Origin of the sequence: Janibacter sp. Soil728, assembly GCF_001428305.1 — a bacterium.
In the GTDB taxonomy this organism is placed as follows: Bacteria; Actinomycetota; Actinomycetes; order Actinomycetales; family Dermatophilaceae; genus Janibacter.
This window is the reverse complement of sequence record NZ_LMRZ01000008.1, coordinates 20,256-40,032: the sequence shown is the minus strand read 5'-3', so window position 1 is coordinate 40,032 and position 19,777 is coordinate 20,256. Positions and strand designations below refer to the sequence as shown.

At 71.3% G+C, this 19,777-nt stretch carries 17 protein-coding genes; 5 read left to right on the top strand and 12 right to left on the bottom strand.

Features of this window, described 5'->3' with window-relative positions; genetic code table 11:
• The first annotated feature begins 78 nt into the window (after positions 1–78).
• Positions 79–2,283: a HelD family protein gene (locus ASG73_RS16885; RefSeq protein WP_055998185.1), complete on the top strand. Its 2,205-nt coding sequence runs from the start codon at positions 79–81 to the stop codon at positions 2,281–2,283.
• 20 nt (positions 2,284–2,303) lie between these two features.
• On the opposite strand, the gene ASG73_RS16880 is transcribed toward ASG73_RS16885, so the two are convergent.
• From ASG73_RS16880 to ASG73_RS16835, 10 genes are all read right to left on the bottom strand, one after another.
• The gene (locus ASG73_RS16880; protein ID WP_055998182.1) at positions 2,304–3,368 is read right to left on the bottom strand and encodes an NAD-dependent epimerase/dehydratase family protein; all 1,065 of its coding nucleotides are present in this window, start codon (positions 3,366–3,368) and stop codon (positions 2,304–2,306) included.
• Positions 3,365–4,954 carry a phytoene desaturase family protein gene (locus ASG73_RS16875; protein WP_055998179.1) on the bottom strand — a complete coding sequence of 530 codons (1,590 nt, stop codon included), beginning with the start codon at positions 4,952–4,954 and terminating at the stop codon, positions 3,365–3,367. The genes ASG73_RS16880 and ASG73_RS16875 overlap by 4 nt, the downstream gene beginning before the upstream one ends.
• A gap of 3 nt (positions 4,955–4,957) precedes the next feature.
• On the bottom strand, positions 4,958–5,431 hold the full coding sequence (locus tag ASG73_RS16870) for an SRPBCC family protein (protein ID WP_055998284.1): 474 nt from the start codon (positions 5,429–5,431) through the stop codon (positions 4,958–4,960).
• 115 nt (positions 5,432–5,546) lie between these two features.
• A complete protein-coding gene (locus ASG73_RS16865; RefSeq protein WP_055998176.1) occupies positions 5,547–5,726 on the bottom strand; it encodes a DUF5302 domain-containing protein in 180 nt (59 codons plus the stop codon).
• 112 nt (positions 5,727–5,838) lie between these two features.
• The gene (locus tag ASG73_RS16860) at positions 5,839–7,128 is read right to left on the bottom strand and encodes an adenylosuccinate synthase (RefSeq protein ID WP_055998173.1); all 1,290 of its coding nucleotides are present in this window, start codon (positions 7,126–7,128) and stop codon (positions 5,839–5,841) included.
• A gap of 83 nt (positions 7,129–7,211) precedes the next feature.
• Positions 7,212–8,009: a helix-turn-helix transcriptional regulator gene (locus ASG73_RS16855; RefSeq protein ID WP_055998170.1), complete on the bottom strand. Its 798-nt coding sequence runs from the start codon at positions 8,007–8,009 to the stop codon at positions 7,212–7,214.
• Positions 8,010–8,252: 243 nt separating this feature from the next.
• On the bottom strand, positions 8,253–8,654 hold the full coding sequence (locus ASG73_RS16850; RefSeq protein WP_055998167.1) for a DUF3151 domain-containing protein: 402 nt from the start codon (positions 8,652–8,654) through the stop codon (positions 8,253–8,255).
• The gene (fbaA, locus tag ASG73_RS16845) at positions 8,654–9,688 is read right to left on the bottom strand and encodes a class II fructose-bisphosphate aldolase (RefSeq protein WP_055998162.1); all 1,035 of its coding nucleotides are present in this window, start codon (positions 9,686–9,688) and stop codon (positions 8,654–8,656) included. The genes ASG73_RS16850 and fbaA overlap by 1 nt, the downstream gene beginning before the upstream one ends.
• Before the next feature lie 206 nt (positions 9,689–9,894).
• The gene (locus ASG73_RS16840) at positions 9,895–10,749 is read right to left on the bottom strand and encodes a GNAT family N-acetyltransferase (RefSeq protein ID WP_156466371.1); all 855 of its coding nucleotides are present in this window, start codon (positions 10,747–10,749) and stop codon (positions 9,895–9,897) included.
• Positions 10,746–11,954: a pyridoxal phosphate-dependent aminotransferase gene (locus tag ASG73_RS16835; RefSeq protein WP_055998156.1), complete on the bottom strand. Its 1,209-nt coding sequence runs from the start codon at positions 11,952–11,954 to the stop codon at positions 10,746–10,748. The genes ASG73_RS16840 and ASG73_RS16835 overlap by 4 nt, the downstream gene beginning before the upstream one ends.
• 106 nt (positions 11,955–12,060) lie before the next feature.
• Between ASG73_RS16835 and putP the strand changes: the two genes are divergently transcribed.
• Positions 12,061–13,587, top strand: a complete 1,527-nt coding sequence (gene putP / locus ASG73_RS16830) for a sodium/proline symporter PutP (RefSeq protein WP_055998153.1) — start codon at positions 12,061–12,063, stop codon at positions 13,585–13,587.
• Positions 13,588–13,646: 59 nt separating this feature from the next.
• On the opposite strand, the gene ASG73_RS16825 is transcribed toward putP, so the two are convergent.
• On the bottom strand, positions 13,647–14,270 hold the full coding sequence (locus ASG73_RS16825; RefSeq protein WP_055998149.1) for a TrmH family RNA methyltransferase: 624 nt from the start codon (positions 14,268–14,270) through the stop codon (positions 13,647–13,649).
• A 93-nt stretch (positions 14,271–14,363) separates the two neighbouring features.
• Between ASG73_RS16825 and ASG73_RS16820 the strand changes: the two genes are divergently transcribed.
• The 3 genes from ASG73_RS16820 to ASG73_RS16810 all read left to right on the top strand — a co-directional run bounded on the left by ASG73_RS16820 (position 14,364) and on the right by ASG73_RS16810 (position 16,901).
• Positions 14,364–15,014, top strand: coding sequence for a DedA family protein (locus ASG73_RS16820; protein ID WP_055998146.1), 651 nt, complete (start codon positions 14,364–14,366; stop codon positions 15,012–15,014).
• Positions 15,015–15,120: 106 nt separating this feature from the next.
• Positions 15,121–16,086, top strand: a complete 966-nt coding sequence (locus ASG73_RS16815) for an ATP-binding cassette domain-containing protein (protein ID WP_055998143.1) — start codon at positions 15,121–15,123, stop codon at positions 16,084–16,086.
• Complete coding sequence (locus tag ASG73_RS16810) at positions 16,083–16,901, top strand: ABC transporter permease (protein WP_055998140.1); 819 nt, start codon at positions 16,083–16,085, stop codon at positions 16,899–16,901. Before ASG73_RS16815 ends, ASG73_RS16810 begins: the two co-directional genes overlap by 4 nt.
• 104 nt (positions 16,902–17,005) lie before the next feature.
• Here ASG73_RS16810 and ASG73_RS16805 read toward each other — a convergent pair whose 3' ends face one another.
• Positions 17,006–19,699 (bottom strand): helix-turn-helix transcriptional regulator, encoded by a 2,694-nt coding sequence (locus ASG73_RS16805; protein ID WP_055998137.1) that lies wholly within the window; start codon positions 19,697–19,699, stop codon positions 17,006–17,008.
• Positions 19,700–19,777: the final 78 nt, after the last annotated feature.

Sequence of the window (19,777 nt, the reverse complement as noted above, 5' to 3'; positions counted from 1 at the left end):
CGACCGGGCACCGAGGCACCCTCGCGAGGAACTAGACTCACATCTTTCGCCCGATCCGCAGGAAGAGCAGGACGACACGTGACCGACACCCACGTCGACGCCGCCGCAGCGGAGGTCGCCACAGAGCAGAAGCACCTCGACCGCGTGCACGCCGAGCTGGCCAAGGCCGGCAAACGAGCGGACCTCGTCGCGGTCGACGGAATGTCCCGCGGCCGCACCGACCGCACCGGCGACGTGCGCGACGAGGAGATGTCCGGGCTCTTCGAGCGGGATGCCCTCGTCTACACCGCCGCCCGCCGCATCTCCCACCTGGAGAACCAGCACGAAGGCCTCGTCTTCGGTCGCCTGGACCTCGAGCACGGCGACCCCGAGGGCAGCTCCGACCGCGAGATCCGCTACATCGGCCGCCTCGGGGTGCGCGACGACGACTACGAGCCGCTCGTCATCGACTGGCGCGCTCCGGCGGCCTCACCCTTCTACCGGGCGACCCCCGTCGACAACCACGGCGTCATCCGCCGCCGCGTGCTGCGGTGCAGCGGCGACGAGGTCATCGGCGTCGAGGACGACCTCATGGTCCCCCAGGCACCCGACGACATGGTGATCGTCGGGGACGGGGCCCTGCTCGCCGCCCTCACCCGCACCCGCGGCCAGCAGATGCGCGACATCGTCGCGACGATCCAGACCCACCAGGACGAGGCCATCCGCGCCACCGACCGCGGGATCACCGAGATCAGCGGCGGTCCCGGCACCGGCAAGACGGTCGTCGCGCTGCACCGCGCCGCCTACCTGCTCTACGCCAACCGTCGTCGCTACGAGTCCGGCGGCATCCTCGTCATCGGACCCTCCTCGGCCTACACCGCGTACATCGAGCGGGTCCTCCCTTCGCTCGGTGAGGACTCGGTGGTGCTGCGCTCCCTCGGCGACGTCGTCGACGTCATCACCGCCGTGCGCCACGACGCCCCCGAGGTCGCCGCGATCAAGGGGTCGCTGCAGATGCGCACCGTCCTCAAGCGGCTCGCTGACCGGGCCGTGCCCGGTGCGCCCACCAGCCTGCGGGCCATGGTCGGCGGTCTGCCCGTGCGCCTCGACGAGCGGACGCTCGACGACATCCGTCGGCGCGCGCTGCGCGACCGCGGCCGCAACCAGGCGACCGGGTACGTGCGTGAGCTGCTCGGCCAGGCAGCCTGGCGCCAGCTCCGCGAGGGTGACCGTGACGAGTTCATGGACTCCTTCGACGAGTCGATGGCCATCGACGACTTCGTCGCCGAGTGGTGGCCGCAGGTCGACCCCCGCGAGGCCCTGCTGTGGCTCGCCGACACCGAGCTCGCCTACGAGGTGTGTCGCTCCGTGCTCAGCCAGGGTGATGCCGCCGCACTGGCGCACTCGGCCCGCGAGACCCTCGAGGCCGGGACGTGGAGTGTCTCCGACGCCGCCCTCGTCGACGACCTGTCGGTCCGCCTCGGCCAGGTCGAGGAGCCAGAGCGTGAGGAGCGCTCCTTCTACGAGATCGAGGAGCTCGACGGCGTCGAGGAGCTGCGCGCCATGGGCTCGGCCATCACGGCACCCGAGATGAGCCACAGCCTGACCCCGACCAACGCCCGAGAGCGTCTGCTCCACGGCACCGTCGGCCGCCCCGGCGAGTACGCGCACATCCTCGTCGACGAGGCCCAGGACCTCTCGCCGATGCAGTGGCGGATGATCGGGCGACGTGGGCGCCGTGCCTCGTGGACCGTCGTGGGCGATGTCGCCCAGGCGTCCTGGCAGGACACCGCCGAGGCCGACCAGGCGCGTGAGGAGGCCTACGGCAACCAGCCGCGCCAGGCCTTCCACATGACGACCAACTACCGCAACGCGCAGGAGATCTTCGACTACGCGCGCGATGTCATCCTGCCGATCGTCCCCGATGCCGACATCCCCGACGCGGTGCGCGAGACCGGCGTCGACCCGATGGAGATCACCTTCGGCGACGCGCTCGACACCTCGCGTCCCGACGTGGGCGCCGTTGCCGCGCAGGCCCTCGACGCACTCGCGCAAGAGGTCGACGGGTCGATCGCCATCATCACCCCTCAGCGGCACACCGATGCCGTGCTCCCGCTCGCCGGCGCGCACGGCGGCCGGGTCGTGGTCATCGACCCGCTCTCGACCAAGGGTCTGGAGTGGGACGCGACCCTCGTCGTCGACCCCGACGCGATCGCCGCGGAGTCCCCGGGCGGCGCCCGCGTGCTCTATGTCGTGCTCACCCGGGCCGCACACCGGATGACGGTGCTGCGCCCGACCGACTGACCGTCACGACGGCGACGGGCTCAGGTCAGCGAGCGGCGAGCGACCGACCCGCGGGCGGTCCAGCTGCGGATCTCCGAGGCCCGGGCCGCCGGCCGAAGGGCGGCGCTCGCCCCGCCGGCGCCCGACCGCATCCCCTCGACGACCTCGCGCAGGACGTCGACCGCGTCGTGCTCGGGTCGCCAACCCAGCGTCGCCCGAGCCCGCCCTGTGGCCATCTGCGGTGCCTGCACCGCCATGTCGACCCAGCTCGGGTCCAGTGGACCGAGGTGGGCGTGCCACGCGGCCGCGACCGCGAGCCGCGGGAGCCCCCGGGGGACCCGCACGGCCCGGGCGCCGAGTGCCGCAGCGATCTCCCGCCCGCCGACCGCACCGTCAGCGGCAAGGTTGAACGCGCCCGAGGCATCGCCGTCGATGGCGGCCACGATCGCGCGTGCGACGTCGTCGGCGTGCACCATCTGCAGTGCAAAGCCGTCGGCCCTCGGCACCCACGGCACGTGGCGGACGGCCCGGGTGGCGGCCATCAGCGCGGGGAGACCGTAGCGCGTCATCTGGGCCCCGGCCCGGTGCTGCCCGACGAGGCACGGTCGCATGACGGCGACCCGGTCGGTGGCCGAACGTGCGCGCACCAGCACGTCCAGACGCCTCTCGCCCAGCGCCTTGCCACGGGCATAGGGCGAGTCGGCGGCACCCCCGAGCGACCAGGTCTCATCGACGCGGCCCCCCTCGGGACCGGGTGAGTACGCCGCCACCGACGACAGGTGCACGATCTTGCCGACCCCCGCGTCGAGCGCGGCCGTCACGCAGGGCAGGAGCATCCGGGGACCGCGGTCGTGCAGCAGACCGGGCCGGCGCATCGGCTGCAGCGGCCACGCGAGGTGGACATAGGCGTCGGCGCCCCGCAGAGCACGGGTCAGGGCCTCCTGGCCGCCGTAGGTGCTCAGGTCCGCGCGGATCCACTCCGCCCCGTCGGCCGCTGGCGGTGGTCGACGGGCCAACGCCACCGGCTGGTGACCGGAGGCGAGCAGCGCGGGGACGAGCGCTGAGCCGATGTTGCCGCTCGCGCCGGAGATGACGACCCGCGTCACCGCGCGTCGTGCAATCGCTGGAGGGTCGACAGGAGCAGCCGCTGGCGGGGCCGCCCCCACCACCGGGAGTCCTGCAACGCCGCGCGTGCGGCCAGGAAGCCGCAGCCACCGTGCACCCCGCCGCCCGGGTGGGTCGCTGCACTACCCAGGTAGAGCCCGGCCACGTGGGTGCGCGGTCCGCCCAGCCCGGTCGTCGGGCGCCAGATCGCCTGCTGGAAGAGCTGCTGGGTGCCTCCACCCACAGCGCCGTGACCGAGGTTGGCGTCAGCTGCCTGCAGGTCCCGCGGTGTCTGGACCCACCGGCCGACCTCGTGCGCGGACCAGCCGGGGGCGAGCGACTCGAGCATGTCCTCGACGCCCGCGACGACCTCTCGGGCGGCAGCCGGGTCGTCGTGCCGGCCCCGAGGCAGGTGGGTGTAGAGCCACAGCGCCTCGGTGCCAGCGGGCGAGCGCGACGGGTCGATCGTCGTCATCTGCCCGACGAGGGAGAAGGGCCGCTCGGGGACGACATCGCTCTCCAGGTCCGCGGACCACCGCACGAGCCCGGGCAGGTCCTGCCCGACATGCACCACACCTGCGCCCCGGGCTGCCGATGCGGTCCACGGCATCGGGGCGTCGAGACGCAGGTTGAGCTTGAGCGTGGGCAGGTCCCAGGTGAACCGCTGCATCCTGCGCCGCAACCCATCGGGCACGCAGTCAGGGTCGAGCAGGCGCTCGTAGAGGGCCTGGGCGCTCGTGTCCGCCACGACGGCGCGTCGGGCGCGGATCCGCCGGCCGTCGGCCAGCTCGACGCCGTGGACCCGTCCGCTGGCGACGACGATCCTCTCCACGGCGGCGCCGGTCTCGACCCTCGCGCCCGCGGACTCCGCCCGGCGACGCAGGGCCTCGGCGAGCTCGCGGGTACCGCCCTTCGGCGAGGGGAAGCCGACCTCCTGGCACAGCATCGTCATCAGCCACCCGTAGAGACCGCTCCCGGCCGAGGTCGGGGGGATGTCGGCATGCATCGCATTGCCCGCGAGGAGCTGACCGGCACCGCGGCCGCCGAAGCTCTCCGCCGCGAGCTGGGTGACGGGTAGCACCGCGAGCCGGGCGAGGTCGGGCGCCTCGCGCAGCCCCAGACGGGCCAGGACCCGGGCGGCGTCCTTGATGGGCGGCCAGCGGGTGAGCAAGGCCGCGAGGAGCGGGTCTCGGACCCGCCCCCACTGCTCGACCATGCGCAGCCACTCCCGCCCGTCGCCCGGGTGCTCGCGATCGAGCCCGGCTGCGGTCGCCTCGGCGTCTGCGTGGAGGGCGACTCCCCCTTCGCCCGGGCCAGCGACGTGGGCGAGCGGCCGCTCCGCCTGCGCCCACTGCAACCCGTGGGCCTCGAGATCGAGCTCTCGCAGCACCGGCGAGGCCATCGCCAGAGGGTGACAGGCGCTGAACTCGTCCTCGATCCAGCCCTCGCTGCTGCGGCTCGCCACCGCCCCACCGACACGGTCACGTTCCTCGACCACGAGCACGTCCCAGCCCGCATCGGCCAGGTAGGCAGCGGTGACCAGACCATGGTGACCGGCACCGATGATCACGGCGTCGACGCTCTCCAACCCTCAGACCTCCTCGACGTGCGTCTCGCGCTCGGCAAGCAGGCACAGCCGGTGCAGCGCCTCACGGTTGCGCGCCGTCAGTCCGACCTGACGCACCGGTCGGGGGACGAGGCCTGCCAGACCTCCCGAGGCGTCCTCACGCATCGTGACCATCGTCCCCTCGGTCCGCCTGGCGACCTCGATCTCGACGAGCTGCGTCCCGAAGGGCCGCACCCGGGCCCGCAGGACGATGCGCATCCGCGAGGGATCGATCTCGACCACCGAGGTCCGGTCATCTCGCACGAGCGGCCACACCCCCACCGAGTGGTGCAGATCGCTCCCCTCGGCAGGCCAGGACGCATCGACGGAGCGCACCCGCGAGGCACCGACCACCCACGCGGCGTAGGTCCAGCCGTCCTCGATGACCGACCACACCCGCTCGGGGGAGGCTGTCGTGGTCCAGCGCACCGTCGCGCTCCCGGACAGATCATGAGTCATGGCGGCATCGTGGCCCATGGCAGCGCCTCCTGCGTATCGGGGTTCCAGACATCTTCCCACTACCCGAGAGCCCCCGAAGCAACCGCTCCGGGGGCCCGCGAGTTGGAGGTGTCGGTCAGCCGCTCTTGCGCCGGAACATCTGCTGGGTCGCCGTGGTCTCGGCCCGGTGCGAGTCCTCGACCTTGCCGTGCGCCCCACCGCGCGAGACATTCGCGCCGCCGTGCTGCTGCTTCTTCTCCAGCGCTTCCCGGAACTTCGCCTTCATGTCCTCAGGAGCGCTCTCGTGGTTGCTCATGGGACCTCCCTTCGTCGCTGGCCGGGACCGCGGGTGCGGCCTCGTCTGTCCCAACCTTCCTGCACGAAGGGAGAGAAGGCAACGCCTTTACGTCGGCGTCACCACGTGTGGCTCAGGAATCGAGCAGCGGGTGACGCGGGATGATCTCCTCGCGCCCGGGGCCGACGCCGATGGCCGAGACGCGGGCGCCGATGAGCTCCTCGGCGCGCAGGACATAGGCCTGGGCATTGTCCGGCAGCTCCTCGAAGGTGCGGCAGGCGGTGATGTCCTCCCACCAGCCGTCGAGGTACTCGTAGATCGGCTTCGCGTGGTGCACGTCGGACTGGCTGACCGGCATCTCGTCGACTCGTTCGCCGTCGATCTCGTAGGCGACGCAGATCGGCACGCGCTCGAGCCCGGTGAGCACGTCGAGCTTGGTGATGACGAAGTCCGTGACGCCGTTGATCCGCGTCGCGTAGCGACCCACCACGGCGTCGAGCCACCCGGTGCGACGCGGTCGACCAGTCGTCGTTCCGTACTCGTGACCGACCTTGCGCAGGAACTCCCCGTCGTCGTCGAAGAGCTCGGTCGGGAAGGGGCCCTCGCCGACGCGCGTCGAGTAGGCCTTGAGGATCGCGATGACGCGGCTGACACGGGTCGGCGGGATACCGGAGCCGGTGCAGGCGCCGCCAGCCGTCGCAGAGGACGAGGTGACGAAGGGGTAGGTGCCGTGGTCGACGTCGAGCAGCGTCGCCTGACCCGCCTCCAGGAGGACGTTCTTGCCCTCGTCGAGCGCCTTCTCCAGCACCAGGCTGGTGTCAGCGACCATGGGGCGCAGCCGGTCGGCGTAGGACAACAGCTCCTCGACGACCGTGTCGACGTCCGAGGCGCGCGTGTTGTAGATCTTCGCCATGACCTGGTTCTTGAAGGCGAGAGCGGCCTCGACCTTCTGCCGCAGGATGCCCTCGTCGAAGATGTCCTGCACGCGGATCCCGATGCGGTTCATCTTGTCCGCGTAGGTCGGACCGATGCCGCGGCCGGTGGTGCCGATCTTGCGCTTGCCGAGGAAGCGCTCGGTCACCTTGTCGAGCGTGCGGTTGTACGGCGGGATGAGGTGCGCGTTGGCGCTGACGAGCAGCTTGGAGGTGTCGACCCCGCGCGCATCAAGACCGTCGAGCTCCTGGAAGAGCACCTCGAGGTCGATGACCACGCCGTTGCCGATGATGGGCGTCACGGTGGGGGTCAGGATGCCCGAGGGCAGCAGGTGCAGCGCGTACTTCTCACCCTCGATGACGACGGTGTGGCCTGCGTTGTTGCCACCGTTGAACTTCACGACGTAGTCGACGTCGTTGCCCATCAGGTCGGTGGCCTTGCCCTTGCCCTCATCGCCCCACTGGGCTCCGATCAGCACGATCGCCGGCATCGGTCCTCCTCGCCCGCATCTGGAAGCGGGTCTCGACAGCACGTCAGCCGCGGGACCCCCCGCGGCTGCTCACCCGGCCCACTCTACCGAGGGGACTTCGTGAGCCTCTCGTCGCGCTCCAGAGCGGCCCCCAGCTGGAAGCGGGTGCCCACGCCGTACTGGTCCATCAACGCCGCGACCCGACGCCGGACGGTGCGCAGCCCGACGTGCAGCGTGCGGGCGATCATCTCGTCCTTGGCCCCGAGCGCCAGCATCCTGATCAGGGCATCGTCGGCGCCACCTTCCGGAACCTCGACCTCGGGCGAGACGGACCACATGAGCTCGAACCACGTCGCGAAGCACTGCACGAGTGCGGGATTGCGGATGAAGACGTACGGCGCCTGCGGGTCGGCCCACTCCGACAGGGTGACGACGGCCTCCTCGCCGAGGACGAGGAACTCCGTGACCACGAGCTCGGAGACCCGCTGCTCCTGCCCGGTCCCGCGCTTGGCCGCGAGCTCGCTGCGAGCCAGCTCGGTACCCAGCACCGACGGGTGCAGCAGGGTCCGTTGGACCTGCCCCTCGACCGCGCGAGCGCGCTCGTGGCGCCCGTTGACCTCCTCGCGACCGGCACCGGTCTCGAGGTCGAGGATGACGTTGTCGGTGCGGTCCACCTGGCCGGCGATGCGGTCGATCATCGGCGCCGCCATCTCCTGGGTGAGCACCTGCACCCCGGGGTCGTCACCGAGGTCGATGTTGTGCATCCGTGCCCGCAGCGTCATCAGGGCGTCACCGATGTCGATGAGCTTTTCGCGGCCCTGCTCGATGCGGACGCTGTCCTCGGCGAGATAGCGCTCGAGGCGGAGCAGCGGCTCGTCGTCCGGTGGCGTCGATGGGCACATGATTGGCATGTTATTGCCAGTGGCCGTCTAGTGCCATTTCTGAGGTTCGTCGTGCGACACAATGGCCCTGCGCGCGGGCGCCGCCGATGGATCAGGGGACTCAGAGCGGCGCCCCGCGCCTCGCACTTCCGGACACGGGACACCGGACCGGCGACGAAGGGCGTCACGACCACTGGTCGTGACGCCCTTCGTGCATTGCGGCCCCTTCGAGACGGCCGCGAACGGCCTCCTCAGGGAGCGTGGTCAGCCGAGCAGCGCCCGGGCGGCCTCCAGCGACGAGTCCGTCAAGAAGGTGCGGCAGCGCAGCTCCTCGTCGTCCTCGCCGATCTCACCGGCCGCCTGCGACAGTGCCGCGAGCGCGCGGAGGAAGCCGCGGTTGGGCAGGTGCGACCACGGGACCGGCCCCTGACCCTTCCACCCCGAGCGACGCAGCGCGTCGAGACCGCGGTGGTAGCCGGTGCGGGCGTAGGCGTAGCCCTCGATCGAGCGGCCCCCGTCCAGGGAGGCCTCGGCGAGCACCGCCCACGGCAGGGAGGACGAAGGGAGGTCCGCCGCCACTGTGGTGGCGTCCTCACCGGCGTCGATCCGTGCGGCGGCGGGGTCCTCGGGCAGGAGCGTTTCGGGGATACCGAGCAGGTTGTCCATCAGGCCTTCACCGACGTCCCGGCCGAGCGCAGGTTCTCGCAGGCCTCGACGATCCGGGCGGCCATGGCCGCCTCGGCCTCCTTGCCCCAGGCCCGGGGGTCGTACTGCTTCTTGTTGCCGACCTCCCCGTCGATCTTGAGCACACCCGAGTAGTTCTCGAGCATCCACCCGGCGACCGGACGGCTGAAGGCGTACTGGGTGTCGGTGTCGACATTCATCTTGACGACGCCGAAGTCGACCGCGTCACTGATCTCCTGCGCGGTCGAACCCGACCCGCCGTGGAAGACCAGGTCGAGGGGGCGCTCACCGTGGTCGCTGCCGTACTTCGCGACGATCGCGTCCTGGCACTGCTTGAGGATCTCGGGGCGCAGCCTGACGTTGCCGGGCTTGTAGACGCCGTGGACATTGCCGAAGGTCAGGGCCGTCATGTAGCGGCCCTTCTCGCCCAGGCCGAGGGCCTCGACGGTCGCGAGCGCGTCCTCGGGGGTCGTGTAGAGCTGGTCGTTGATCTCGTTGGCGACACCGTCCTCCTCGCCACCGACGACACCGATCTCGACCTCGAGGACGATGTCGGCCGCGGCGGACAGCTCGAGCAGCTCCTGCGCGATCTGCAGGTTCTCGGCCAGCGGCACGGCCGAGCCGTCCCACATGTGCGACTGGAAGATCGGCAGGCCGGTCGCGTCCCTGCGCTCCTTGCTCGCGGCGAGCAGCGGGCGGACGAAACCGTCGAGCTTGTCCTTGGGGCAGTGGTCGGTGTGCAGCGCGATGTTGACGTCGAAGTTCTTGGCGACCTCCTGCGCATAGGCCGCGAGCGCGAGGGAGCCGGTGACCATGTCCTTGATCGTCGGGCCGGACAGGTACTCGCCACCGCCGGTGGAGACCTGGACGATGCCGTCGCTGCCGGCCTCGGCGAAGCCGCGGATCGCGGCGTTGAGGGTCTGGCTGGAGGTCACGTTGATCGCGGGGTAGGCGAAGGAGCCCGCCTTCGCGCGGTCGAGCATGTCTCGATAGACATCTGGGGTGGCGATGGGCATGGCGGAGAGCCTCCTGGCGCGGTGATCGGTTGGTCTTTTGCCCCGATCCTCGCAGATCGCCCCGGTGCCAGCCCATGCCCGCGAAGGTTACGTGCGGGTACGACGTGCACCTGCCCCACGAGCGGCTCGGCAACCCCCGTCATTCCGGGCCACCGAGCGCACACGACGACACGGGTGCACGTCGTACCCGCACGTAGGTTCTGGCGTCAGCGCGTGGGGGCCGGCTGGCCGGGCGTGGGGCCCGCCGGGGCGGGGGCGCGGGTCGCCGGGACGGTCGTCGCGACCCGCTCCAGCCCTAGGCGGGTGAGGATCGGCAGTGAGTCCGGTGAGCAGTCCACCCGGACGAGGCGGAAGCCCCGCCGGCTCGCGCGCTGGGCCCGCTCTGCCACGAGTGCGCGGTAGATCCCGCGGCGGCGGGCAGCGGGGTGGGTCGTCCCGCCCCAGAGGGAGCAGAAGTCGGTGCCCGGGCTGTAGCGCACCCAGGCGCCGCACACGACCTGACCGACCTCCGCCCGGTGGCCGCCGGCCTCCATCGGCTCGCTCGCCTCGGCGACGAAGACGTCGAGGGTCTCGGGGCTCCTGCGCAGCTCGTCCCGCAGCTGCTGGGTGTGTCCGTCGCGCCGTCCCCAGACGATCTCGTGGAGGTCGGCGATCCCGGCGAAGGCCGCGTCGTCCCCCGCCTCGACGAGGCGAAGGGAGGCCCCCTTCGCCATCACGGGGTGGAGCAGGTCCGCGACCTCACCCAAGACCAGCGCCTCGTCGTCCTCGAGCGTGAACCCGTGGGCCCGCAACCGGTCGAGCAGGTCGGCCGGCTCGTCGTAGTCGTAGGTCTTCCACTCGAGCTCCTGCCCCCGCTCGGCGAAGAAGTCCACCTGACGCGAGATCCAGTGGTCCGGGTCCTCCCCCAGACCGGCAGGGCACTCGACCATCGCGAACGCCGTCGGGTCCTGCGACCACGTCCGCCGGACCGGTCCGTCGCTGTCCTGCACGAGTCCCGGCCGCGGCTCGTCCTCGCGTCCGGCGAGCCGGATCTGGGCGTGGAAGTGCTCGAGGAGCGTCATGCTCGCGAACCCTGCCACGCGATGATGCGATCCAGCGCCTCCTTTATCGCGTCAGGACCTGCGGCGAGGGACAGGCGCACGCACCGCGAGCCGACCACGGGGTCGAAGTCGCCGCCCGGGGTCACGGCCACCCCCGTCGCCTCGAGCAGGGCCGCCGCGTACTCCCGCGCGTCGGCGAAGCCGGCCAGCCGGTCCCCCAGCTCGGCCCAGTAGTAGAAGGCACCGTCGGCGGGCGCCGCTGCGCCCCAACCGAGCTCGGGCGCACGCTCCAGCAGCACCTCGCGCGCCCGCGCGAAGTCCAGCCGCGCTGCCTCCCCCTGCGCGTAGGAGTCCTCGGTGAAGGCGGCGACAGCAGCCTCCTGCGCGCCGGCCGGCGGGCAGAGCGCGATGTTGCCGGCGAGCGCGTCGACCGCAGCGCGCAGGTCCTGCGGGACGAGCAGCCAGCCCAGCCGCCACCCGGTCATCCCCCAGTACTTGCTGAAGGAGGAGACGACGATCGCGTGCTCGTCGACCTCGCGGGCACAGACCCCCTTCGCATCGGGTGACGCGGGGTCCGCATAGGTGACGCCGTGGTAGATCTCGTCGCTGACCAGCCGCACGCCGTGGGCGCTGCACCAGGCGGCGATCGCGGTGAGCTCACCGCGGTCGACCATCGTGCCGGTCGGGTTGGCGGGCGAGGCCAGGACGAGCCCGGCGAGCGGCGCCTGCGCATGCTCCGCCTCGAGCTGGGCGACGGTCGGCTGGTAGCGCTCGACCGGACCGGTCGGGATGTCGACGACCTCGCAGCCCAGGCCCGCGAGGATGTTGCGGTAGGCCGGGTAGCCGGGGCGGGCGAGCGCGACGCGGTCCCCGTGGTCGAAGGCCGCGAGGAAGGCGAGGACGAAGCCACCGGAGCTGCCCGTCGTGACGGCGACCTCGCTCGGGTCGATGTCGAGGCCGTACCAGCGGCCGTAGTGGCCCGCGATCGCCGAGCGAAGGGGGGCGGTCCCCAGCGCCGGCGTGTAGCCGAGCGGACGTGCCTCGGTGTGGATGCGGGCGGCAGCCGCGTGGACCGCGCTCGGCGCGCCCTGGCTGGGCTCCCCCGCACACAGCGAGATGACCTCCCTTCCCTCCGCGCGCATGCGGGCGACGGTGGCGAGGACATCCATGACCTCGAAGGGGGCGACGGCCGACCGGGCGGACGGGGCGAAGGGAGATGACGGCATGCCCACATCCTCACACCAGGGAGCGGAGGTGTGACCGGGCGCACGGGCGGGCGGTACAGTCTCCCGGCCACAACCCCAGCACCACCCCCGAGAGCAAGGACATCCCATGTCGGAGACGACCTACCAACTCATCGCGATCGGGGTGTACTTCGCGGCGATGATCGCCATCGGGTTCTACGCCTACACGCGCACCCGCAACATCGACGGCTACATGCTCGCCGAGCGCGGGCTGCACCCGGCCGTCGCGGCGCTGTCCGCCAACGCCGCCGACATGTCCGGCTGGCTCCTCATGGGTCTGCCCGGCGCGATCTACGTCTCCGGCCTCATCGAGGCGTGGATCGCCATCGGGCTGACCATCGGCGCCTGGCTCAACTGGAAGTTCGTGGCCCCTCGGCTGCGGGCCTACACCGAGATCGCCGGTGACTCGATCACCATCCCGAGCTTCTTCGGCCGCCGCCTGCGCGACCGGACCAACGTGCTGCGCATCGTCGCGGCGCTGATCATCCTCGTCTTCTTCACCTTCTACGTCTCCTCCGGCATGGTGGCAGCGGGCAAGTTCTTCGAGAGCTCCTTCGGCTGGACCTACCTGCACGGAGTCCTGCTCGTCGCGGCGATCACGCTGCTCTACACGCTCTTCGGTGGCTTCCTCGGGGCGACGCTCACCGATGTTGCCCAGGGCCTGCTGATGTTTGCCGCGCTCGTCGCCGTGCCGATCGTCGCCGTGGTCAAGATGGGTTCGCCCGGCGCGATCGTGGACGGCGTCACGGCGGTCAACCCCGATGCCTTCAACCTCTTCGCCGGCGACGACGGCGTCGTGCTGCTCGCCCTCAGCATCTTCTCGACCGCCGCGTGGGGTCTGGGCTACTTCGGCCAGCCGCACATCATCGTGCGCTTCATGGCGCTGCGCAGCCCCGCGGACGCCCACTACGGGCGGATCGTCAGCACGACCTGGATGATCATCACCGGCCTCGGTGCCATCACCACGGCCCTCATCGGCGTCGCCTACTTCAACGGCCCCGACCCGGCCAAGGCGCTCGACGACCCGGAGACGGTCTTCCTCCTGCTCAGCCAGGTCTTCTTCCACCCGCTGGTCGCCGGCTTCGTCCTCGCGGCCGTGCTCGCCGCGATCATGTCGACCATGTCCAGCCAGCTCGTCGTGTGCTCCTCTGCCCTCGTCGAGGATCTCGTCAACCTCACCGGCCGCAAGGCCTCCGACAAGGCCCTGCTCATGTACGGCCGGCTCGGCGTGCTCGTCGTCGCCCTCGTCGGCCTCGTCCTGGCGCTCGACCCGAGCTCGGCGATCCTCGAGCTCGTCGCCTTCGCGTGGGCGGGCTTCGGTGCGGCCTTCGGTCCGATCGTCCTGCTGTCCCTGTACTGGCGCCGACTCACCGCGGCAGGTGCGCTCGCCGGCATGCTCACCGGTGCGATCACCGTCTTCGTCTGGGGCAATGTCGAGGTCCTGACCTCCAACATGTACGAGATCGTGCCCGGCTTCATCCTCAACTTCCTCGTCGCGGTCGCGGTCTCCCTGGTGAAGCCGTCGACCAACCCCGAGGTGGAGGCCGAGTTCACCCTGATGGAGCGCGAGCTGGCGGCCTCCCGCGGGGACATCGACCTCACGCTGGTGGACTGACCGTCCGGTGAGGGGGCGCGGACCCGGCGTCGAAGCCGTGGTCCGCGCCCTCGGCGCCCTCAGGGGTGCTGGCCGAAGTGGTGCCGCAGGACCCACGCGTGCATCGCGATGGCTGCGGCGGCGCCGGCGTTCATCGACCGGGTCGAGCCGAACTGGCTGATCTCGAGGACGACGTCGCAGGCGGCGAGCATCTCCGCGGAGATCCCCGGACCCTCCTGGCCGAAGACGAGCACGCACTCTCGTGGCAGGTCGTAGGTCTCGATCGGGACCGAGCCGGGGACATTGTCGATACCGATGAGGCGAAGGGGGGTCCCCCCTTCGCCCGCGGTGCTCGCCCACTCCACGAGCTCGGCGACGTCGGGGTGGTGGTGCTCCACCTGGTAACGGTCGGTGACCATCGCACCGCGACGGTTCCAGCGCCGCTTGCCGACGATGTGGAAGGCGGCCGCGCCGAGTGCGTTGGCGGTGCGCACGACGGAACCGATGTTGAAGTCGTGCTCCCAGTTCTCGATCGCGACGTGGAAGTCGTGGCGACGCGTGGCCAGGTCCGCGGTGATGGCGTCGTGGGACCAGTAGCGATACCGGTCCTCGACATTGCGCCGGTCGCCCTCCCGGAGCAGCTCCGGGTCGAGCCGGGCATCATCGGGCCAGGAACCCTCCCACGGACCCACCCCGTGACTCACAGGCGATGTCGAGACTTCGCCCTTAGCCTTGGCATGATCGTCCGGGGTGCCCACGGGGCCCCACCGTAGACGCCACCGCCTCGGAAGGACTGCATGAACACCGTCGTCGACTGGGTCCTCGCCCTCATGGACAGCATCGGGGGCCCCGGGATCGCGCTCGGCATCTTCCTGGAGAACATCTTCCCGCCGATCCCCAGTGAGGTGATCCTGCCGCTCGCCGGCTTCACCGCCGCCCAGGGGCGCTACTCGATCGTCGAGGCGATCCTGTGGGCCACGCTCGGCTCGGTCACGGGGGCGCTGCTGCTCTACGGGATCGGTGCGGCGCTCGGCATGGAGCGGCTGAAGCGCATCGCGCACCGGATGCCGCTCGTCGACGTCGCCGACATCGACAAGACGGACGTCTGGTTCACCAAGCACGGCCCCAAGGCGGTCTTCTTCGGACGCTTCGTGCCGGGGATCCGCAGCCTCATCTCGATCCCTGCGGGCATCGACCGGATGCCGCTGACGCAGTTCCTCGGGTACACGACCGCCGGCTCGTTGATCTGGAACACCCTCTTCGTCTGGATCGGGTTCCAGCTCGGCGACCGCTACGAGGTCGTCGAGAAGTACATGGACCCGATCAGCAAGGTCGTCTACCTGCTGATCATCCTGGCCGTCATCGGCGTCTTCGCGTGGATGGTCCTGCGCGCCCGGCGTCGCAGCCACGACCCCGACGAGCAGATCGACGTCGAGACCCTGGACTGACCCGCACGATCGCGAGGCCACGCGCAGGACGAGGGGGCGGCCTCGTGCGGCTGCGGGCAAAAAAGTGCTCGTGCGTTGTCATCGGTGACCCGTAGGATTTCCGCTCATGACGGCACCCGTGATCGAGGCCACCGGCCTGGTGAAGAAGTTCGGTGAGTTCGTCGCCGTCGACGACGTGAGCTTCGAGGTCCCGAGAGGGAGCGTCTTCGGCCTGCTCGGCCCCAACGGCGCCGGCAAGACGACGACGGTGCGCATGATGACCACCCTCGCGATCCCGACGAGCGGATCGGCCCGCGTCGCCGGGTACGACGTCGTGACCCAGCCCGACGCCGTGCGCGCGAGCATGGGCCTGACGGCGCAGGGGGCGACCGTCGACGACCTGCTGACCGGCCGCGAAAACCTGCGACTCATCGGCGACCTCTACGGCCTGCCCCGCCGAGAGGTGCGGCACCGCTCCGACGACCTGCTGGAGCGCTTCTCGCTCACCGAGGCGGGCAACAAGGTGGTCAAGGACTACTCCGGCGGCATGCGGCGACGGATCGACCTGGCCGTCAGCCTCATAGCGCACCCGTCCGTACTCTTCCTCGACGAGCCGACGACCGGCCTCGACCCGCGCAGCCGCGTCGAGCTGTGGGACGTGCTGCGTGACCTCGTGCGTGACGGCACCACCCTGCTGCTCACCACCCAGTACCTCGACGAGGCCGACCAGCTGGCCGACCGCGTCTGCGTCATCGACCACGGCCGGATCATCGCCCAGGGCACCCCGCTGGAGCTGAAGAACCAGTCCGGCGCGACGAGCCTGGTCGTGACGGTGTCACGGCACGACGAGGTGTCCCGGGCCGCGGACCTGGTCCGTGGAGTCGTCGGCGACCTCCACGTCGACTCCGACGCCCGTCGTCTCACCGCGCCGGGCGCGGCAGTCTCGGATCTGACCCGGATCGCGGCGGTGCTCGACGCCGCGGGTATCGAGGTCGATGACCTGGGTATGCAGCGTCCCAGCCTCGATGACGTCTTCCTCTCCCTCACGGGCCACACCGCCGCGGAGACCAGCAACCAGGAGGTCCCCCAATGAGCGTGGCCACACCGACCACCGGCGCCGGCCGGGTCCGTCAGATCACGACACTCGTGCGTCGCAACCTCACGCACATCAAGCGCCAGCCGGAGATGCTCACCGACGTGACGATCCAGCCGATCATGTTCGTGCTGCTCTTCGCCTTCGTCTTCGGCGGCTCGATCCAGATCCCCGGCGTCGACTACAAGCCGTGGCTGCTGCCGGGGATCATGGCGCAGACCATCGCCTTCAGCTCCTTCATCGTCGCCATCGGCCTCAACACCGACATCAGCAAGGGCATGGTCGACCGACTCCGGTCCCTGCCGATCCGACGCTCCTCGATCCTCATCTCGCGCAGCATCGCCGCCCTCATCCACTCGAGCATCGGTGTCGCGGTCATGTCGGTGACGGGTCTCTTCATCGGCTGGCGCCTGCACGAGGGCGTGATCCGCTCCCTGATCGGCTACGCGCTGCTGCTGCTCTTCGGCTTCGCGATGATCTGGATCGGCATCCTCGTCGGATCCGCCATGCGCTCGGTGGAGGCGGTCAACGGCCTGATGTTCACGACGATCTTCCCGATCACCTTCTTGTCCAACGCCTTCGCCCGCACCGACGTCATGCCCTCGTGGCTGCGCACGATCGCCGAGTGGAACCCCATCAGCTCCCTGAGTCAGGCCATGCGGGACAACTGGGGCGTCGCGGGCCAGCCGCTGCGAGCCGACGCCCCGTGGCCGCTGCACCACCCGGAGCTGGCGACCATCATCTGGTCCGTCGCGATCACGCTGGTCATCGCGCCGCTGGCCCTGCGTGCCTTCAACGCCCGGACCACCGACTGACCGACGCCTCGTCGAGTGGATACCGACTCGCGGGTGAATCGTCCGCGGGTTTACCTCCACCCGCGGAGGGTGGAGGCGGGGGGGGCGAAGGGGGTGGGGGCGGCTCAGCGCGAGCCGTGACCCAGCACGAGCGCGGCAAGCTGGGTGCGTGAGCGCACCCCGGTCTTGCGGTAGATCCGCGTCAGGGTGCCCTCGACGGTCTTGACGCTCAGGTGCAGACGTTGGGCGATCTCCCGGTTGCTCGCACCATCGGCGACGAGCCCGGCGACCTGCTGCTCGGTGAGGGTGAGGTGCGCCAGAGGGTCCTGACCCTCGGGCTCCTCCGGCTCGAGCGTGTGCAGGGCCGCCCCGTCGGGGAACCGAGCCTGCACCCATGTGGCCCACGGCTCGGCGTGGAGGGGCCGCAGGACCTCCCGGGCCCGCTCGGCCGCCTCGCGGCTGCGGCCGGTGCGCCGGGCCCGACGCTCCACGTGGGCCAGCGTCACCAGCGAGCGCGCCTCCTCGATGGGCAGGCGCAGATCCGCCGCCACCGTCGCGGAGCGGGTGGCCAGGCGACGCGCCTCGTCGAGGTCGCCCGTCGCCGCGCAGATCTCGGCCCCCGCGCGATCCGCGGCGACGGCCACTCCCGGCGCACCTTGCCAGACATCGACCGCGTCGCGGATGCCGCTCAGCAGCTCGCGGGCCTCGTCGACCTCGCCGGCCAGGGCCAGCGCGGTGACCCCGTCGGTGTGCCAGCGCATCGAGGTCACGTCGGCGATGGCGCTGGCGTCGTCGATCTCACGCAGCTCGCGAAAGGCCGCCACGGCCGAGGCCAGGTCGTCCAGGTGCAACCGGGCCAGCCCCAGGTGGGCGAGCTGACGGCGCAGGTAACGCTCGTCGCCCTGCTCGCGGGCCAGCTCGACACCTCGGGCGCTGACGGTGGCCGCCCGCTCGAAGGAGCCTCCCACCGTCTCGGCGATGGCCTCGATGTACCAGGTGGTCGCGACCGGGGTGTCGAAGTGGGTCGCGGCCCGGGTCGCCCGTCCGGCCAGCTCCAGGGCCTCGCGGCCACGGCCCTGGCGCGCGACGACCTCGACCAGGCTGCGCAGGACGTGGACGGTGTCGTACCCGGCGTCGGGGCCGACATCGGCGAGCATGTCGACGAACTCCGACCGCGCACGGCGCAGGTCGTCGTCGTGCAGGGCGAAGCGGGCCGCGATGTACCGGGGCGAGGTGTGCACCTGACCGGGGCGCGGCGGGCCCGCGAGCGCCGAGGCCTTCTCGATGAGGCCACGGGCACTCCCTTCGCCCAGGGTGTGGCTGGCGGCGGCGCCGACGGTCAAGGCGTCCACCTCGAGGTCTGGCCGGCCGGCCCTGGCGGCCAGCTCGACCGACCGCTGCGCCAGGTCCAGCGCCGTGCGCAGGTCGTGGGTCCCCAGGAGGATGCGCGCCCGCTGGAGCAGCACACGGGCCTGCAGCTCGGGGTAGCGCTCGGACGCGTGCATGGCCGCGATGAGCAGCTCGTCCGGGGAGCTCGCATCGAGCTCGAGCAGGGCGATGTCGGCCCGCACCCGCTGGTGCGGCTCGGTGAGCTCGGCGGCGCCCTCGATGGCCCGGTGGAGGACCCTCGCCTCCTTGCCGATGACGGCATTCTCGAGGCAGCAGGTGATCCACTCGGCCCGCTCGGGGGTCCCCGCATCCGCCGCGAGGAGGTAGAGCTGCGCCGCCAGGTCGTGCTCGCCGCGGGCCGCGCTCTCACGAGCAGAGGCGGCGAGGTCCGCGGGGGTCGTCGAGGGATCGCCGGCGAGCGCCAGGTGGTAGCGCGTGAGGGGCAGGCTCGACGCGTGCTCGGCCAGCTCACGGTGCAAGCGGATGAGCTCGTCGCTGTCCACGGACTCGAGCAGCACCTCGCCGAGCGCCCCCGGGGTCAGCCGCAGGTACTCGTCCTCGGACACGAGCAGCGAGAGCTGCTTGGCCGTGCGGATGCTGTCTGCGGCGTCACTGCCGCCCAGCCGGGTGAGCACGGCGACCGTCGGTTGGTGCATGGCCGCGATCCGGCGCAGGGTCGTCAGCACGGTCTCCGAGAGGGCGTGGACCCGCTCGCGCGCACGGCCGTGCTCGGCGTGGGAGATGCTCGCCGCGGGCTGCTCGCCCGCCGACTCGGCGATCTCGTGGGCGAGCCCGGGGTTGCCTCCGGACTCCCGGTGGGCCCACAGTGCGGTGTCCGTCGGCACGCCCACCCCGGTGAGCATCTCGACCGTGTCGGCGCCCGCGAAGGGCGGCAGGTCGATGTGCAGCAGCGGGAGGTCACGTGACTCGCTCGGCGTGGGGACGAAGCCCGTCTCGGGCAAGGGCTCGCCCGGGCCCACACCGAGCAGCAGGCCGAAGGCGCCCGGGCCGAGCGAGCGCACCGCCGCGGTCCGCAGGGCGTGGTCGCTGAGCTCGTCGAGGTACTGGACGTCGTCGATGACGAGGACGAAGGGGGCGTGCCCCGCCTGCGCGGTGAGCAGCTCGGTGAGCGCGTCTGCGAGCCGGGCCGTCGGGTGCGGCCAGTCCGCGGGCCTGGGGTCCAGGAGCGTGGACCGCATGCCCTCGGGCAGCTCCTCGAGGATCGAGGGGTCGAAGGACTGTGCGATGAGCGTGGCCGCGTGCCCCGGGGTACCGAGGCGGGCGATCCGCACGACCACGGCCGTCGGCAGCCCCGACGCGACGAGGTCGAGGAAGGTCGTGCGGCCCATGCCGCGGGGTCCGTGGACGGCCACGGCCTGCCCGTCGAGGACGCGGGCCGTCACCGACGCCAGCAGACGGGCCCGACCCACCGGGGCGGGAGCGCCGCCCAAGTCATGACGCGCAACCAGGTTCACTCGAGTCGTTCCTCCCTCGTGGGACCAGTCCAA

Excerpts from the sequence above, each read along its gene's own strand:
- putP (WP_055998153.1), top strand. The coding sequence starts at position 12,061 with ATGTCGGAGACGACCTACCAACTCATCGCGATCGGGGTGTACTTCGCG.
- ASG73_RS16865 (WP_055998176.1), bottom strand. The coding sequence starts at position 5,726 with ATGAGCAACCACGAGAGCGCTCCTGAGGACATGAAGGCGAAGTTCCGG.
- ASG73_RS16860 (WP_055998173.1), bottom strand. The coding sequence starts at position 7,128 with ATGCCGGCGATCGTGCTGATCGGAGCCCAGTGGGGCGATGAGGGCAAG.
- ASG73_RS16850 (WP_055998167.1), bottom strand. The coding sequence starts at position 8,654 with ATGGACAACCTGCTCGGTATCCCCGAAACGCTCCTGCCCGAGGACCCC.
- ASG73_RS16840 (WP_156466371.1), bottom strand. The coding sequence starts at position 10,749 with ATGACGCTCCTCGAGCACTTCCACGCCCAGATCCGGCTCGCCGGACGC.
- fbaA (WP_055998162.1), bottom strand. The coding sequence starts at position 9,688 with ATGCCCATCGCCACCCCAGATGTCTATCGAGACATGCTCGACCGCGCG.
- ASG73_RS16815 (WP_055998143.1), top strand. The coding sequence starts at position 15,121 with ATGACGGCACCCGTGATCGAGGCCACCGGCCTGGTGAAGAAGTTCGGT.
- ASG73_RS16820 (WP_055998146.1), top strand. The coding sequence starts at position 14,364 with ATGAACACCGTCGTCGACTGGGTCCTCGCCCTCATGGACAGCATCGGG.
- ASG73_RS16855 (WP_055998170.1), bottom strand. The coding sequence starts at position 8,009 with ATGTGCCCATCGACGCCACCGGACGACGAGCCGCTGCTCCGCCTCGAG.
- ASG73_RS16870 (WP_055998284.1), bottom strand. The coding sequence starts at position 5,431 with ATGACTCATGATCTGTCCGGGAGCGCGACGGTGCGCTGGACCACGACA.
- ASG73_RS16810 (WP_055998140.1), top strand. The coding sequence starts at position 16,083 with ATGAGCGTGGCCACACCGACCACCGGCGCCGGCCGGGTCCGTCAGATC.
- ASG73_RS16835 (WP_055998156.1), bottom strand. The coding sequence starts at position 11,954 with ATGCCGTCATCTCCCTTCGCCCCGTCCGCCCGGTCGGCCGTCGCCCCC.